At 35.6% G+C, this 16,530-nt stretch carries 10 protein-coding genes; 2 read left to right on the top strand and 8 right to left on the bottom strand.

The features are described from left to right. Positions 1–61 precede the first annotated feature (61 nt). From CLV73_RS01230 to CLV73_RS01200, 7 genes are all read right to left on the bottom strand, one after another. Positions 62–1,561, bottom strand: coding sequence for an MFS transporter (locus CLV73_RS01230; RefSeq protein ID WP_100375085.1), 1,500 nt, complete (start codon positions 1,559–1,561; stop codon positions 62–64). After that, the gene (locus CLV73_RS01225) at positions 1,561–2,073 is read right to left on the bottom strand and encodes a nuclear transport factor 2 family protein (RefSeq protein ID WP_100375084.1); all 513 of its coding nucleotides are present in this window, start codon (positions 2,071–2,073) and stop codon (positions 1,561–1,563) included. Before CLV73_RS01225 ends, CLV73_RS01230 begins: the two co-directional genes overlap by 1 nt. A gap of 148 nt (positions 2,074–2,221) precedes the next feature. After that, the gene (locus CLV73_RS01220; RefSeq protein WP_100375083.1) at positions 2,222–4,078 is read right to left on the bottom strand and encodes a glycoside hydrolase family 13 protein; all 1,857 of its coding nucleotides are present in this window, start codon (positions 4,076–4,078) and stop codon (positions 2,222–2,224) included. A 112-nt stretch (positions 4,079–4,190) separates the two neighbouring features. Then, the gene (locus tag CLV73_RS01215; protein ID WP_100375082.1) at positions 4,191–6,347 is read right to left on the bottom strand and encodes a glycoside hydrolase family 97 protein; all 2,157 of its coding nucleotides are present in this window, start codon (positions 6,345–6,347) and stop codon (positions 4,191–4,193) included. An 82-nt stretch (positions 6,348–6,429) separates the two neighbouring features. Continuing rightward, complete coding sequence (locus tag CLV73_RS01210) at positions 6,430–7,536, bottom strand: SusE domain-containing protein (protein ID WP_100375081.1); 1,107 nt, start codon at positions 7,534–7,536, stop codon at positions 6,430–6,432. 18 nt (positions 7,537–7,554) lie between these two features. Next, positions 7,555–9,144: a RagB/SusD family nutrient uptake outer membrane protein gene (locus tag CLV73_RS01205; protein ID WP_100375080.1), complete on the bottom strand. Its 1,590-nt coding sequence runs from the start codon at positions 9,142–9,144 to the stop codon at positions 7,555–7,557. 12 nt (positions 9,145–9,156) lie between these two features. Continuing rightward, a complete protein-coding gene (locus CLV73_RS01200; RefSeq protein WP_100376944.1) occupies positions 9,157–11,892 on the bottom strand; it encodes a SusC/RagA family TonB-linked outer membrane protein in 2,736 nt (911 codons plus the stop codon). A gap of 329 nt (positions 11,893–12,221) precedes the next feature. Here CLV73_RS01200 and metG point away from each other — a divergent pair, with 329 nt between their 5' ends. After that, on the top strand, positions 12,222–14,258 hold the full coding sequence (metG, locus tag CLV73_RS01195) for a methionine--tRNA ligase (protein ID WP_100375079.1): 2,037 nt from the start codon (positions 12,222–12,224) through the stop codon (positions 14,256–14,258). A 199-nt stretch (positions 14,259–14,457) separates the two neighbouring features. On the opposite strand, the gene CLV73_RS01190 is transcribed toward metG, so the two are convergent. Continuing rightward, the gene (locus CLV73_RS01190) at positions 14,458–15,162 is read right to left on the bottom strand and encodes a class I SAM-dependent methyltransferase (protein ID WP_100375078.1); all 705 of its coding nucleotides are present in this window, start codon (positions 15,160–15,162) and stop codon (positions 14,458–14,460) included. Positions 15,163–15,356: 194 nt separating this feature from the next. Here CLV73_RS01190 and CLV73_RS01185 point away from each other — a divergent pair, with 194 nt between their 5' ends. Beyond that, positions 15,357–16,496 (top strand): vWA domain-containing protein, encoded by a 1,140-nt coding sequence (locus CLV73_RS01185; RefSeq protein WP_100375077.1) that lies wholly within the window; start codon positions 15,357–15,359, stop codon positions 16,494–16,496. The last annotated feature ends 34 nt before the right edge of the window (positions 16,497–16,530 follow it).

Below are 16,530 nucleotides of genomic sequence, written 5' to 3'. Positions count from 1 at the left end.
CTCTTTCAATCACCATTTTATAACCTTTAAAACTCTCTATATATAATTATATAGAGGAATTTTAAAAATGTACCTGCTGGATTTCCTCTTCAATTTCTTTTGGAGTTTCAGCTTCGGATTTAATGAAAAGCAAGGTTAATACTGCACCTAACAGCATACAAACTCCGCCAACAACAATATAATCGATAGCTTGTTTTCCAAAAATACCACTTACAATAGGTCCGCCGAAAATTCCGTTAATAATCTGAGGAATTACAATAAAAAAGTTAAAAATCCCCATATAAACGCCCATTTTCTTCTGTGGAATCACTTCAATTAACATTGCATATGGCATTGCCAAAATACTTGCCCAGGCAAATCCCAAGCCAATCATTGAAATCCATAAACAACTAACATCTTTAATAAAATACATTGAAATCAAACCTAGTCCACCACAAGCTAAGGCAAGAGCATGGGTTTGTTTTTTACCAATAAATTTCGCAATTGGTGTTAAAGCAAAAGCAAAGAAAATAGCATAAAAATTATAACTTCCAAATAAGCTTCCTGTTAAATCTCCCGCTTTATTAAATTCTGCAGAATGAGTATCATCTGGTGATAGCCCAAAATGATGTGTCGCCAAAGCACTTGTTGTAAACACCCACATGGTAAACAATGCAAACCATGAAAAAAACTGAACTGCTCCCAGCCTTTTCATTTGGGAAGGTATATTTGAAAAATCCTTGAAAATATCTGTAAATCTTGATGGCTGATCCTTTTCTTGTTTCTCTTCTGCAAATTCTGCAAATTCCTTTGGTGAATATTCTTTGGTTGTAAAAATTGTGTAAAGAATTGATAAAATCAAAACGGCAGCTCCAATGTAAAATGCATAGATCACATTATCTGCTACAAATCCCCTCGGGGCGATATTAGATATTGATTTTATATCTAATATCCATTGAGGCAGGCCGAAAGACAAATTTTTTCTCAAGTAAAAATCAATATCTAGATTAATTTTTTGAAAATTTGCAAGAAAATTTGGTAACTCTGAACCTATCACCGCTCCTACTCCAATCAAAATTGTTTGTACCGAAAAACCAATGGTTCCCTGATGTTTTGGCAGCATATCTCCTACCAGTGCTCGGAAAGGCTCCATGGCTACATTGATGGAAGCATCCATCATTGCAAGAAAAATCACCGCCAATAACAGAACATTTGCAGCCATCATCTGTGTTGCAGAAGCCGCATTCGGAAGCAACACCAAACCGATTGCACATAAGACTGCTCCAATTAAAAAATAAGGTTTCCTTCTTCCCAGCGGGCTCCAGGTATTGTCACCCATGTGCCCGATAATAGGCTGAACAATTAAGCCTGTAACAGGCGCAACCAACCAAAACCATGACAACTCATGAACATCAGCTCCGAAATTGGCTAAAATTCTGCTTGCATTTCCGTTTTGTAACCCAAAAGCCATCTGGATTCCTAAAAAACCCATACTCATATTGATGATTTGAAGCATGGATAAATTCGGTTTTGTTTTTCTTCCTAATTTACCCGCATCATATCTTCCTGCCATTTCTGCCATTATCTTTTCAGTTTTTGAATTAATGCATCTTCGATAGGTGTTTTTTCCACTACCACTTTATCTACTACCTCATTGGGTACAGTAACGGAAAGTACATATTGCTTTACTTTCCATTGCCCATTTATTTTTTCTACGACTCCGGAACCGCGGCAGATCTTCATTTGAGTATCCAGCAATTCATCGAACCAAGCCAGTTTTCTGTCTTTACTGAAATAAATATTCCTTTTTAATGAAGTAAAATTCCATGTTCTTTTCTTGTCGAAATAAGGTTTTGCCCAGATCATAAATGCTTTTTTATCCCAAACTTCGGTTGCGTCTGTTCCTATGAATGTGGATTCGTCCGCAAAATAGTTGAAATATTTTGTGTAATCTGCTTTTGCAGCCGCAACATTAAATTCATCGAGCATGGTTCCGATTTCTGCCTTTTCTTTATCAAATTTTGACTGAGCTGAAATGCCTATAAAACTCAATATAAATAGGATGAAGGTAAAGAATATTGTTGTTTTTTTCATATTTAATTATATACCTTAAATTTTATTTTTAACGCAAAGAGCGCAAAGTTTTCTTTTTAACTACTAAATGTTTTTAAGTTCGCAAAGGCGTTTCATTTAAGTAAGATCACAAAGTTTTAATTGTGAAAACATTTGTGCTATTCATGTTTTAATTCAATTCAATCACCATCGATGTTTTTGCCGGTATTGTTAAAATATTCTGCATTGAAAATTCTTTATCAGAGATGATATCTTTCCCTTTTGTAAACCCGTTCAATGATTCTGCAAAATGTTTCAGGTCCAGTTTCTGTTCTTTTTCATCGTTGTTCAGCACCACCATCACACTTTCTTTTTCATTATATCGAAAATACACAAAAACATTATTCTGAGGAACGAAATTTTTAGTTTTTCCTGTATGAATAACTTCATTGCCTTTTCTCCAATTCAATAATTTACGGGTAAACTGATAAAATTCCTTTTGCTCAGCGGTTTGGGAAGAGGGATCGAAAGCGTTCTGTTTATCAGATTTCCAGCCACCCGGAAAATCTCTTCTGATGTCTGCATCTCCACCTTTATTTTTATCACCACGCATTCCTATTTCGGAGCCATAATAAATTTGTGGAATTCCGCGAACGGTAGAAATCAAAGTAAGGCCCAATTTATAGGCTTTAGGATCTGCATTAAAAATTTCATTCCATCTTTCCGTATCATGATTTTCGAAGAAAACCATTACGTTATTGATATTTGGATAAAGGAAATCACTTGTAAATACATTATAAATCTTCACCAATCCGGAATCCCAACCTTCTTTTTCCTTTAAGGCTTTTGGTAAATCTCCATACAGCATAAAATCCATCACAGAAGGTAAATAAGAATTATAATTAGCAGCTTCTCCAGTTTTGGAATCTTTTTGCCATGCAGATATTTGTCCCGCTGTATACAACCATGTTTCTCCAACGATATTAAAATTCGGATATTCGTCAGTGATTGCTTTGGCCCATTTTGCCATGGCTTCTTTGTCGTTGTAAGGATAAGTATCTACGCGGAAGCCTCCCAATTCAGCATATTCAATCCACCAGATCGCATTTTGAGTAAGATATTTCAGAATCAGCGGATTTTTCTGATTGATATCGGGCATTGTGGTATCGAACCATCCGTCTAATGCCAATTTTTTGTCTATTTCAGAGGCATTGGTATCAAACTGTGTTGTGGTTTTATAATTGGAACGTCTGAAACCGTTTTCTCCATCTTTAAACCAATGGATCCAATCTTTTGTCGGTAAGTCTTTGATCATCCAGTGAGAAACTCCCCAGTGATTGGTCACATAATCCATCACCAGCTTCATATTTCTCCGGTTCAACTTCTGGGAAAGCTCTTTATAATCTTCATTGGTTCCGTAGCGCTCATCAATTTTGTATAAATCTGTCTGGGCATACCCGTGATAGGAATATACCTTTTCATTATCTTCATTCACAGGAGTCAGCCAAACGGATGTTGCTCCTAAATTTTGAATATAGTCCAGATTGTTGATAATTCCTCTTAAATCTCCTCCATGACGGCCATTGGGAAGGTTTCTATTCGCTTTTTCCGTTAAATTAGGACTAGAATCGTTCTTTTCATCACCATTTGCAAATCGGTCAGGCATGATCAGATACATCACATCTTTTGAAGTAAAGGATTCTCTATTCGCAGAATTCGGGTTTCTCTGCTTTAGTTCATAGGTGTAAGAGCCTATATTTTTTTTCCCGTTTTTAATGATAATCTTAAACTTCGGAACATTAATTTCATTGGTATTAACCGTTACAAAAACGTAATTCGGGTTTTCAACTTTTTGGATATTTTTAATCTGAACACCGTCCGAAAGTTCAATTTCATTCTTAGCAATATCTTTTCCGTACACCAAGATCTGAAGTTCAGGATTTTTCATTCCTTTCCACCAGAATGCAGGCTCTACCTTGTCTAAAGGTTTCTGGGAAAAGGCTACTGCAGCTACTGAAAGTGCAATAATTGCGTATATTTTTTTCATAAAATTTTGCTTAATAAGATTTTTGGCTATCCTGTTTTCAAAGAATATAAACAGAATATATAAAAAATCCTTAAAGGCAAAACCTTTAAGGATTATAAAGTTAAGAAATTTTTTATTTTACAGGCTTAATCGAGATGGCGAAACCTCCACTTCTAGCCATTTTAAAACTGATCTTAGATTTGCTTGTAATCTGTTTTTTGTAGATGTTGTAGCTTTGAGGATTATTAATATAATCTGCTTCTTTTCCATCTTCGTAGATTGTTGCTTCATACTTCTGTCCTTTACCCAGGAAAGAAAAATCCACTGTATAATCACGTTTGTTTTCATCAGTAATTCCTCCCACAAACCAATTTTCAGTTCCCTTAGCTTTTCTGGCTGTTACGACATAATCTCCGGGTTCTGCCGATAAGATTTTCGTATCATCCCAGTCAGCCGCTACATCTTTAATGAATTGGAAAGCGTCCATGTGCTTTTTATAGTTTTCCGGTAAGTCTGCCGCCATTTGGAGAGGCATATACATCGTTACATAAAGCGCTAACTGTTTTACGAGTGTTGTTTTTACGAAACGATTGTCTCCAGGGAAATAATAGTCTAGTTTTGTCTGGAAAATTCCCGGTGTATAATCCATAGAACCTCCCATCCATCTTGTAAACGGAAGAATAGTCTGATGATCCGGGTTATTTCCTCCGAACGCTTCATATTCTGTACCACGAGCTGCTTCTGCAGAAATATAGTTTGGATAAGTACGGCTCTCTCCTGTAGGACGTACAGATTCGTGAGAATTTACCATGATCTTATATTCATTGGCTTTCTCCGCAATTCTGTAGAAATGGTTGATCGTCCATTGGGAATAATGGTGCTCACCTCTTGGAATAATGTCTCCAACATAACCGGTTTTCACAGCATCATACCCATATTTGTTCATCAACTGAAAGGCTTTATCTGCCCATCTTTCATAGTTCGTTGCCGAACCTGAAGTTTCGTGGTGCATGATTAATTTAATTCCCTTAGAGTGTGCATATTCATTTAACATTTTAATATCAAAATCCGGGTAAGGAGTAATGAAATCAAAAACAAATTCTTTTGAATGCCCGAACCAGTCTTCCCAACCAATATTCCAACCTTCGATCAATAGACCCTGGAAACCGTTTTCAGCAGCAAAATCGATGTATTCTTTTACTTTTGTATTGTTAGCCGCATGTTTTCCGTTTGGAGTCAGTTTGGTAAAATCGGTTGTATCCAAATGTACATTTTCTGCTGTTGAATACGCCCATTGAGATTTCCCGATAATCATTTCCCACCAAACACCCATGTATTTTGTCGGATGGATATAAGAAGTATCTGTATATTTTGTAGGCTCATTAAGGTTGAAGATCATTTTAGACGCCATTACTTCTTCTGCTTTTGGAGATACAATAATTGTTCTCCAAGGCGTAACAGATGGTGTTTGAATATATCCTTTCGCTCCCTGTCTGTCAGCAGTTAGATGGGTTTTAAATTTGAAATTCTGAGCATCCACTTCTAAATGAGAAGCCGGATAATTCAAAACTGCAGCTTCAGCAACATTGATATATAAAGGCTCTTTCCCTTCTCTTTTCAACATTACCGGGGACTGAACTGCATTTTTAATCAGAGTCTGGGAAGCGTTTGCATCTGCTGCTTCCGGCCATCTTGCAGGAATTTCAGAAACTTTTGTTTCCTGATATTTATACTCCTGGGAATCGTAATCTGCAACAATCCACCAGGCTTTCATATCTGTCGGGAAATCAATTTCAGAATCTTCTTCACGAATGGTAAAGTAATTCAGATTTTTCTGTTGAGGAAATTCATATCTGAATCCTAATCCGTCGTTAAACAATCTGAATTTTACCACAATACTTCTATCCGTAGAAGCCTGATTCAGCGTAACCGCCAATTCATTATATTGATTAATATAGTTTTTCTTTTCCCCTAAAACCGGTTGCCAGGTTTCATTTTTTGAATCTCTTTTTTCGTCAACTTTTGAAAAACCATTGTTCAGATCGAATTTGGCATCTTCTGGTTTTGCAATTTCTGACGCGAATTTTATTGAAGCATCTTTAAATAATCTCAATCCCAATTTAGAATCTTCCACCACTGTTTTACCATTGTATTTAAGATTGTAATACGGAACTCCCTGCTTCAGCTGAAAATCCATTTCAAATTTTCCGTCCGGCGATTTTAAAGATTGTGCATTAACACCCACAAACATCATTGAGAGCAAAAATGCTCCAACTGTAATTTTCTTCATAATGACTATTTATAACTTTAAAAATAGCCAAGTGCTTTTATAAAAACAGCACTTGGCTATGTAAATTCAGATTAAATTAATTTTATAATGGCTGGATTTTGTAAGTTCCTAATTTCACATTTACGGAAATTTTATAATTACCTCCTGTTCCATCAAACTTGATATTACCATTACTTCCTTTCGGTCCTAGATATCCTGTGTTTCCATCGGCTGTAATATTTCCCCAATCCAGGTCTCCCCAACTTTGTTGTCCTAAGAACTTAAATTCTGAAGCAGCAGGAAGTGCTACTGTATACTCAAACTTCCCGTTACCTAGGCTTGTCATTGGAATTGCCGTTGCCGCATTCCAACCATTTACAGTACCTACTAAATAAACATTCGTAGGATTCCAGCTATTCACAGGAGATGCCGAAACTGTAATTGACTTTACTGCTGCATCCGCATCAATAACAACTTTATACATTCCTGTAACTCCATTGAACTGAATGTTTTCAGGAGTTGAAGCAACTAAGTTCGTAGACCAAGTTTTAAAATATTTGTTTCCTGCATTCATTCCTGCCGTATCTAAACTATAATTAAGCGGGTCCCATCCTTGTTGTCCAAGGAATCTAAATGTTTTACCATTTTCCAAATAAGTATAGATTGTTGAAAAATTATCTTTCTTATAAAGTAATTGAGAGGTTCCCGCATCCCAGCCTACTGCAGAAGCATCGCCTACCAAATAAAAGGAAGGGAATGCTGTTAAATAAGGAGTAACTGTCATTGTAACAGAATTGGAATATAATGCTACGTTACCAACAGAAGATTTCATTCTAATTTCAATAGCAGTTGCAACTCCTGGTAAAAAACCTGAATCTAACATTATTTTATTGAAATCTCCAACTGTATAAGTTCCTGATAAGTCTTTTGCAGTAATATCAACACTGTGTGCTCCTTGAAAATTAAGTCCTGCTTTAGCAAATTCCAAAGAATTACTTAACGATACAGGAGTATCAAAAACAGGATTTACCCAACTGAATTTAACAGCCTTATTAGCCTCATCATCCTTTAATAAAACCAATGTTGTTGCATCTGCAGATAAAGACGGCTTTGTTCCATCTCCTAAAATTGCCTGATCTTCATCCTTTTCACAAGCAATTATGAGAAAACCTATTAGGGCAAATGTTAATATTTTAAATAAATGTTTCATTTTGATCGTGTTTTAAGATTAGTACCCTGGGTTTTGAACTAGATTTGGATTTGCAACTAGATCCTTAGCTGGAATTGGATAAAGATTTCTAAAATTTTCGACACTCTTACCATCTTTTACTCCTCCTTTCCACGGCCATAAATATGATCCTGTGGTAAACTTACCATAACGAATAAGATCTGTTCTTCTTGTCATTTCCCATCCTAATTCTCTTCCTCTTTCATCAAGTATAAAATCAAGGTTAATAGAGGCTAATGGCGTTGTATAGCCAGCTCTTGTTCTAATATCGTTAACATATTGCAAAGCAGTAGCTGTATTACCGTTTCCTCCTCTTAGAGTTGCTTCAGCATACATTAAATAAATATCTGCTAGTCTAAATAAAGGAATATCTGCATCACAGAAATTCTTTGCACTATCTGAACCAAACTGTCCTGTACTTGTTAAATTTTTATATTTTATAAAAGCATAACCATCTGTAAATTCCCCTAAATTATTGATTTCAAGGTTTTGTCCACTAGTATAAAAATTCCCTCGCTGATCATTTGAATTTGTAAACAATGCAACGTAAGATTTTGTAGTTCTTAAACCACCCCATCCCCCATTGATTCCAAACATACTTTCTGAAGGCATACTACCTCCAACTGCAGCATGAACCATATAGGTAGATCCACCAGAAGTCTGGGTATGAACTCCATCAAATACAATAGGGAAAATAGTTTCAGCGTTATTTTTGTCATTATCTGCCAAGAATAAATCTGAATATTTGGTTTTTAAAGAATATCCTGCAGCAATTACTTTATTAGTGTAAGTAATTACATCATTATTATGATTACTTCCATTATAAATAGGTGCATTTAGATAAAGTCTTGCAAGCAATGACCAAGCTGCAGCTTTATCTGCTCTACCATAAGCATTAGTTCGTGCATCTCTCATATCATTAGCAACTGCTAATAGCTCAGATTCAACATAATTAAATAAATCGGCACGAGTAATTCTTTGAGGAGGATTAGTAGAACCCGGCAAATAGCTTTCATCTACAAAAGGAACATTACCGAATAAGTCCAGTGCATAGTAATATGATAAAGCTCTTAGATACCTAACCTCAGCTCTCATATATTTTGCTTCTTTAAGATTATCTCCCGTGATATTATTTGATGCCAGTTTTTCATCGGTCACATTCCTTAAGAATTCATTACAAAAAGCAATTTCTGTATAAATTCTATAATACATTCCAGCAATAAACTCATTTGAAGAATCCCAAGTCATTTTATGAATTGTCTGCAAAGTACCATCGTTCCAAGCAATAACCGCTTCATCTGTTGGTAATGTTTGCATCGTGTATAATAATCTTGTATATTGAGAAAAGTTACCATCAATACCATTAATATCCGAATTTCCTCCATTACTTTCTTGCCCTCCACTCGCAAAACCACCATATACTTTGGCTAATGCACTTGGATAGTTTGCAAAATCATTGAAAACATTTGTTGAAGTGACTCCTATTCTTGGCTCTTGCTCTAGATCACTAACACATGAAGTCGAAATCGTCAGTAATCCCAAAGCTGCAACTACTGTTATTTTATTGAAAATATTTTTATTAGGTTTCATTTGTTATTCTATTTAAAATTGAAAATTAAGCCCCAAAGAATATACTTTAGGCATTTGGTAATACCCATTATCTATGTTACCGAAAATTTCGGGATCAACTCCTGAGTATTTTGTAATTACAAATACATTCTGAAGCATTCCATAAACTTTCAGGCTACTTCCTTTACTGAATACATCTTTAAAATTATATCCCAAATTCACATTATCCAATCTGAAGAATGATGCATTTTCAATAAATAAATCAGAGAAATATCTAGGTAATGAAAATTGATATTGTGGTGATGAAGAATATACATTCTGAAGATAACTATTAGTAGAAGCAGATTGTAATGAACTGTTAGAGGCAGCGTTATTGTAAACATAATTTCCTAATACAGCTCTTGCGCTTAATCCAAAATCCCAGTTTTTATAATTTACTTTCGTATTAAAACCTAAAATTGCATCAGGCTGAGTAGATTTATAATAATACATATCACTTGCATTAGTAACTCCGTCTCCATTTCTGTCCACAAAAACGCCGTCTAAAGGTTTCCCGTTATTATCATATACCTGTTGATACACTAAGAAAGAATAAGGTTGGTATCCTACAGCATGAGCCTGGATTTTATTTCCAACACCTCCAGTAATGTCTCCTATTGGAATAAAGAATGAATCGTTTGCTGCACTTACAAGATTGGTTACTTTAGAATTATAATGTGTAGCATTGAAAGATACTTCCCAAGTTGTACGCTCGTTTTTTATAGGCACAAAAGTGATGGATCCTTCAATACCTTTAGTATCCATACTACCAACATTTAAGATATTATGATTACTTAAATCTCCAGCAGCAATCGGTGAGTCTACTAATAACTTTTCTGCTTTTTTCTTAAATACATCAATTGCACCGTAAATTCTATTTTTTGCAAAACCATAATCAACTCCTAGGTTTTGTGTTGTTGTGGTTTCCCAAGTCAGATTAGGATTATAAATATCTGGTCTTAGCATATAATAATACTGTGAACCGAATTGATATTGTGCACCAGGAACACTCGGACTATATGAAGCAAATGCCGGATAATAATTATCTCCCAATTCATTATTTCCTGTTTTACCCCAACCAGCTCTTAATTTTAAAGTATTAAGTCCTGAGTTTTTAAGAAATTCTTCTTCATTAATTTTCCAAGCAACAGAGACTCCTGGGAAATTTCCCCAAAGATTATCTCTTGTTCCGTTATAAAATCTAGAAGAACCATCTCGTCTTATTGATCCTGAAATGATATATTTATTGGCTATAGTAAATATCGCCCTTCCATAAAATGAAAGTAGAACCAATTTCCTGTCAACAGGATTTACTTGCCCTGCTGTTTGTCCATTTCCTTGATTTGTCACTACAAGTGGTGCAGTAGTATGAAAATCCTGATAAGCATAACCAGCAGTAAGATCTACATTTGTTTTTAAGCTTGTTATATTTTTTGTATAATTAAAATAAGTTTCCAATAACTTATTTTTCTTTTCCATTGAATAAGGTCTGTATGAGCCTAAGACCCCGATACCAGATTTATAAGCCGGATCAATGGTAATTGCACCTTCCCCTTTTGAATAATCATATCCAGCATTTACATTGAAATGTAAATCAGGCAAAAAATGAAGTTTATAATCCAGCTGTATATTCCCAAGAGCTCTCCAGACAGAAGAAACATCTCTTACAGCATTTAACTGAGCTACCGGATTTGCAGTTGCATTAACGTTTAACCCAGTGTTAGAAGCCGGATCTAGCCATTCGTAATATCCACCATAATTAGAATTTCCCGAATACACAGGTTGAGTCGGATCAAAATAAGTAGCATTTGCAATCACTCCTGTTGCTGGAAAACGATTATCGGTAAATGTTCCTTTAGCATTAACGTTTACACTCAAGTGATTATCAAAGAATTTTGGGTTCAAATTGAATGCTGCTGACGTTCTGCGGAAAGAATTGGTCTTTACAATACCATTTTGTTCATTGTAACCTAATGATACCCTGTATGGTAAACCTTTAACACCTCCAGAGAATGAAACATTATTATCTGTACCCCAAGCTTTTTGATAGATCTGATCCTGCCAATTTGTATTTGCCGAACCCAGTCTGGCAACATAGCTTGGTGATGCATTTTGATTGACAAAAGATCTGAATGCATCAGCATCTAAGACATCTACATTTCCCATTTTTGTAGACACAGAAGCTAAAGTTGAAAAGTTAATTTTCAATTTACCAGCTGTTCCTTGCTTTGTGGTTATTAAAATTACCCCATTTGAAGCCCTGTTTCCATAGATCGCTGTAGCAGAAGCATCTTTTAAAATATCAAATGTTTGAATATCATTGGGATTAATTAAGGAAAGAGGATCAGAAGCCCCACTTATCCCGCTAAAATCTTGAGGTACGCCATCAATTACAATTAATGGTGACTGAGATCCGCTTAAAGATCCAATACCGCGAATTCTGATGGCAGTTCCGGCTCCTGGTGCACCACTATTCCCTACAATGGAAACTCCGGGAGTTTTTCCCTGAATCAATTGTCCGGGTGAAGTAGCACCCCCATTAAAATCTTTTGCACTGATGGAAGAGATTGATCCGGTTATATCCGTTTTCTTCTGCTTACCATATCCAATCAAAACAACCTCCTCTATCTTTTTCTCTTTGGTGATAGAGTCTTTGGTCTGCGCGTGAATCATGGAACTAGCCAATAAAAATGCAGGCGCAATTTTTAGTACTGTTGTAAAGTTTTTCACAATCTTATTTTTATATAGTTTCGTTATAGTTCTGGCATGAAACCAGACTTGCAATTTATAAAAATTTTATAATTATCATAAAATTAACAAAAAATTAAAATAAAATTATTTATATTAAAACCCAATAAAAAGTTAGATTGCTATAGACCAATACATTAAACGATGATATGCTAAACATAATACAATCTATATTATAATAAAAAGTTAAACAATTGTTTAACAAAATATTTAGGTTTAACGTATAATTAATATTTTACGACTATTAAAAAATCACAAATATTAATTTTCGGAGATAATCAGTATCTTTGCAGCTAAAACTTTACTATTAAATGTCAAACAGAAAGATGATTACGGCAGCTTTGCCTTATGCAAACGGACCGGTTCATATAGGACATTTGGCAGGTGTCTATATTCCTGCGGATGTTTACGCAAGATTTCAGAGAAGATTGGGAAAAGATGTAGCGTTTATCTGTGGGTCAGATGAGCATGGGATCCCTATTACCATAAGAGCTAAAAAAGAAGGGGTTACCCCTCAGGATATCGTCGACAAATACCACGAAATCATTAAAAAATCTTTTTCAGACCTAGGGATTTCCTTCGATGAATATTCAAGAACGACGTCTAAAAATCATTATGAAACAAGTCAGGATTTCTTCAAGGTTCTTTATGAAAAAGGAAAATTCACCGAAGAACTGTCTGAACAATATTTTGACGAACAGGCTGGAGAATTCCTGGCAGACCGATATATCGTCGGAACCTGTCCGAATTGCGGCAACGAAAACGCTTACGGTGACCAGTGTGAAAAATGCGGTTCTACCCTTTCTCCATCAGAATTGATCAATCCGAAATCAATGCTAAGCGGCAATGTTCCTATCTTAAAAGAAACAAAGAACTGGTATTTACCACTCAATGAATATGAAGACTTCCTGAACGCATGGATCATTGAAGGTCATAAAGACGACTGGAAACCCAATGTTTACGGACAGGTTAAATCATGGTTAAATGACGGACTGAAACCTCGTGCAATGACCAGAGATCTGAACTGGGGAGTTCCTGTTCCGCTTCCGGGTGCAGAAGGAAAAGTTCTGTATGTATGGTTTGATGCGCCAATCGGCTATATTTCTTTCACCAAAGAATGGGCTGCGAAAAACGGAAAAGACTGGAAAGATTACTGGCAAAGCGAAAATTCTGATTTGGTTCACTTTATCGGAAAAGATAATATTGTGTTCCACTGTATTATTTTCCCTTCGATGATGAAGGCTCATGGAGATTATATCATGCCGAAAAATGTTCCTGCCTTTGAATTCCTGAATCTTGAAAATGATAAAATTTCAACTTCAAGAAACTGGGCGGTTTGGGCACACGAATATGTAGAAGATTTCCCGGGACAACAAGATGTATTGAGATATGCTCTTCTTTCATCAGCTCCGGAAACAAAGGATAATAATTTTACCTGGAAAGATTTCCAGACGAAGAATAATTCTGAATTAGTTGGAATTTTTGGAAACTTTATCAATAGAGTTGCTGTTTTAATTCATAAATATTATGACGGAATTGTTCCTCAAGGTGATATGAGCAGTCCCGAATTAAAGGAAATCAACAAAGCAGCGAAAGAAATTTCAGGATTCCTGGAAAATTATGAATTCAGAAATTCTCTAACAGCTTTGATGAATTTAGCTCGTTTCGGAAATCAGTATCTTCAGACAGAAGAACCTTGGAAAACCATTAAAGACAATCCTGAGAAAACAGCACAATCTTTATTTGTTGGAGCTCAGATTGCAGTTGCTTTAGCTCAGCTGTGTGAACCATTCATGCCTTTTAGTTCTGAGAAATTATTGAACATGTTCAATGTGCAGAGGTCAGGCTGGAATGATGTTGAGACAAAATCTGTTTTAATTGAAACGGGTCACAAAATTAATGGAGCATCTCTTCTTTTCTCAAAAATTGAAGATGATGTGATTGAAGCCCAAATCCAGAAATTAGAAGACACAAAGCAAAACAATAAAAAAACAAACCCTAACGCCAATCCTATGAAAGAAGAAATCACTTTTGATGATTTTACGAAAATAGACTTAAGAACAGCAACCATTTTAGAAGCTGAAAAAGTTGAAAAAGCAGATAAATTATTAAAACTTACCGTTGATACGGGTGTTGATGTAAGAACTGTAGTTTCGGGGATTGCAGAAAGCTTCACTCCTGAAGAGGTTATCGGGAAACAAGTAATGATTTTATTAAACCTTGCTCCAAGAAAGATCAGAGGAATTGAATCTCAGGGAATGTTGCTATTAACAACAAAACCTGATGGAAAGCTATCTTTTGTAACTCCGGATGACAGCAATGTTGAAAATGGTATTGAGATTGGATAATCTTTAATATTTCAGATAAAGAAATCCACATGAATTTCATGTGGATTTTTTGTTTTATACTTTAAAAAAAAGATGCTTCGGCAAGCTCAGCATGACATTTCTAATACTATTTGCTTATCTTATAAAGCATAAAATAAATTTGACATCAAAATGGAATATTCGCAATGTCATGATGAACCTGTCGAACATTCTAAATTCATTATTTTTTAGTCAGTCTAGCTAAATAAGCATCTTCATCCTGCAGAACTTTCTCAATTTTAAAACCATTATTTTCAGCCGCATTTTTCAAAGTATTGAAATCCAGGTACAGCCATTTAATAGGATCCTCAGATTCACCTTTGTAATGAACGATATAATCCAGTTCTCCATAATATCCTTCTGCCGGAATATAAACTCCGCCATCTTCATCTTTATCGAACATGTATAAAATATCTGTGCTGTCAATAAGGATTTGTCCTTTATCATTTAATAAAGAATAAAGTTTCTTTAGGTAAATATCAATAACTTTAAGACTCTGGAAAATCCCGGTTCCGTTCATCAGCAGCAAGATCGTATCGAAAGTTTCTCCCTCAAACTGAAGCATATCTTCTGCAACAGCTTTCTTAATTCCTCTTAGCTTACAAATTTCAATCGATTTTGGTGAAATATCCAATGCGGTAACATCCAGATTTCTTTCATTTTGAAGATATAAAGAATGCGACCCTGCTCCTGCTCCAATATCCAAGATTTTTCCTCTGGACAGTTTTAAGGCTTTCTGTTCAATATCATTCATATTTTCAAAATCGCGGAAAAGATAATCTACCGGAAGCTCGTCCAGTTCGGAAATTGAAGTTTCAGTCTGCAAATCTTTCGGATCTTCGTTATGATAAAAATCCCAGATAGCGCGTCCCATTAAGTCTTTCATAGTTGTAAATATGAGTGCAAAGATAATATCTTCTAAAAAGAAACGAAAAATATAATTGTAATTAGACTTTTACCTATCATACATCTCAAATTCATTTTAATACTTTATAAGCATGATTAACATTTTCTATTTCTCAGGCAACGTTGTTCCCACATTATTTCCTAAATTGTATCTTTTAAAACAAGAACAACCTCATGACAAATAAAAGTTTTAATGTTCATCAGGGTTTTACTTTCAGTAAGCATGTTCCGGAGGAAATTTCCAATTTCGACAGGGTTTTCGATGTATTCAGAGATTTGCTCATCCACACTTCCGGCGATCTTGAGGAAGCTTTTGAATGGCTCGATATGCTCGACAGAGAATACAATATTTTCGATGATGAATATACCCGTGAAGATTTTGAAGAAGATCTGAAAAAACGCGGCTATATCAAAGCGGAAGATCCTGAAGACGGCAATTCCAGAACCGGAGAAGGTAAAAATGTACTGACTGCCAAACTGGAAGCCGCACTGCGAGAGTATGCCCTGGATCAGATTTTCGGGAAGCTCCAGAAAAGTGGTGTCGGAAATCACCGAACCACCAAAACCGGAATCGGAGATGAACGTGATGGAGAAAACCGGAATTTCCAATATGGAGATGATTTATCAGCGGTAAATATGACCGAAAGTCTGAAAAACGCACAGATCAACAACGGGATTTCAGATCTCAAAATGACTGAAGACGACCTCATCGTAGAAGAAACCAAACACAAAGCTCAGATGAGCACGGTTTTAATGATAGACATCAGTCACTCTATGGTTCTGTATGGCGAAGACCGGATTACTCCCGCCAAAAAAGTAGCCATGGCTTTGGTGGAATTAATTAAACGAAAATATCCGAAAGATTCTATTGATATTATTGTTTTCGGAAATGAAGCATGGCCGATTAAAATTAAAGATTTGCCTTATTTGCAAGTCGGGCCATATCATACAAATACGGTAGCCGGCTTGGAGCTGGCAATGGATATTCTGCGAAGAAAAAGAAATACCAACAAGCAGATTTTCATGATTACCGACGGTAAACCAAGCTGCCTGAAGTTACCGAACGGAGAATATTACATGAACAGTGTAGGACTTGATGAAAGAATTGTTTCCGAGTGTCTTCATAAAGCAGCACAGGCAAGAAAACTGAAAATTCCGATCACTACCTTTATGATTGCACAGGATCCTTATCTCCGAAAATTTGTTGAGATCTTTACCGCTCAGAATAAAGGAAAAGCTTTCCTTACAGGACTTTCAGGATTAGGACAGATGATTTTTGAAGATTACGAGAAGAATAGAATTAAAAGAATTTAAAAGAGCCAAGGAAAAAGATAAAAGTTAAATGTCT

Source organism: Chryseobacterium geocarposphaerae (assembly GCF_002797535.1).
In the GTDB taxonomy this organism is placed as follows: Bacteria; Bacteroidota; Bacteroidia; order Flavobacteriales; family Weeksellaceae; genus Chryseobacterium; species Chryseobacterium geocarposphaerae.
Note: the sequence above shows the minus strand (reverse complement) of the source record. Positions and strands in the feature narration are given on the sequence as shown.